Source organism: Endozoicomonas sp. ONNA1 (assembly GCF_024606325.1).
GTDB lineage: Bacteria > Pseudomonadota > Gammaproteobacteria > Pseudomonadales > Endozoicomonadaceae > Endozoicomonas_A.
In genome coordinates, this window is record NZ_JAHHPN010000336.1 from 1 (window position 1) to 1,454 (window position 1,454).

Genomic DNA, 1,454 nt, shown 5'->3' on the forward strand with positions numbered 1-1,454 from the left:
AAACAATCGAAATCCAAAGTATGCCGATGTTGCTCTGAGCCTTCGTTTCCATCGGCAGAGTCAGAATGAAGGAAGCTGTTGGAAGAGTCTGAGGGACAGGCGGGGGCTTCCTGAGCCTGCTGCCCCGACGATTCAGATGGCGGGTCTTGCTGTTGTTGAGTTCCAGAGCCAGGTACCGTAATGATGGCCGCAAGCGGTTGTTCTTGACACAGCTCTTTTTGTTTCATCGGGTTAAACGACGGTGAGTCGATATTCCAATAACTTGTTAAAAGCCAACCGACAGCAACAACCACTTCAATAGGCAGCCATGAATAGGAGGTGGACCCGGGAAGGGTATTTTTGCTGGTCAGGATCCGTTCGTGACCAACCAGCAAACGAGTGGCGTAAGGCCATGGCCACGAAATTGATTCAGTGATGGTCGGTTTTAGCCCGCAACCGTTTAGTCTGCCTTGTTTCCCATCAGACGGTAAATCCGATCTTGCATAACCCTTTTTGTGGTCAATGTCTGACATGGTGCCTGACATTTTGTGCTGGTCAGATGTTATAGAAACGTTCTGGTTTGGAGAGCCTGTTTTCTGTTCCAGCTCAACAACAAAACGTCTTGTTAAAGGTTGAGCCTGACAGACGACGAAAAATGTCGTTAGTAGCAATGGTGCTGCAAAGAGTGAGTGTTTAATCATTCTACACTTGCGTTCTGGTTTACAGAGAGGAAGGATAGATCAAGAAAATAACTCAAGTGATGCAGCTAACCATTCTCTCAACTGCCCCAGAGAAGCTTTCAGCCCTGCCGAGACCTCAACTTTTCACCGTTTCTTGTAATCACCCTGAGAGTATCGACATCGAAGTCAAGATCGCTGTAAACCAGATCCGGATAGAGAATGCCTTGTGCACCCTACCGTGCTCCAGCGTCGGTCAGGGCTTTCACGCAGTCGGTATTGCCCTTCTTGGTTGCGACGAACAGCGGGGTGATACCATCAATGTCGGCGTTAAGATCCGCTTCGGCTTCGATCAGGGCTTTCACGCTGTTGGTATTGTCCATCGAGATAGCCGTTAGGAGTGGGGTGGCGCCATACTCAGAACGGGCGTTGACATCCGCCCCGGCGCTGATCAGGATTTTCATGATTTCGATGTCATTTTCCTTAACAGCCGCGAACAGTGCGGTGAAGCCACTTAGAGTCCGGGCGTTGATATCCGCCCTGGCTTCGATCAGGAGTTTCACGATGTCGGTATGGCCCTCCTGGACGGCGACGAATAGCGGGGTGGAGCCGTTCTTACTACGGGCGTTGATATCCGCCTTGGCTTCGATCAGGAGCTTCGCGATGTCGGTATGGCCCTCCAGGGCAGCGACGAACAGCGGGGTGGCGTCACGCTTATTACGGGCGTTGAGATCCGCCTTGGCTTCGATCAGAAGTTTCACGATGTCGGTATGGCACACCAGGGCAGCGATGCACAGC

At 51.6% G+C, this 1,454-nt stretch carries 2 protein-coding genes; both read right to left on the minus strand.

Annotated elements, in window-relative coordinates:
• Positions 1 to 680 (minus strand): hypothetical protein (locus KDK19_RS07590; protein ID WP_257291672.1); only part of this gene is annotated, 680 nt, incomplete at its 3' end.
• Between the two features lie 212 nt (positions 681 to 892).
• The coding region (locus KDK19_RS07595; RefSeq protein ID WP_257291673.1) for an ankyrin repeat domain-containing protein at positions 893 to 1,454 on the minus strand (562 nt) is incomplete at its 5' end.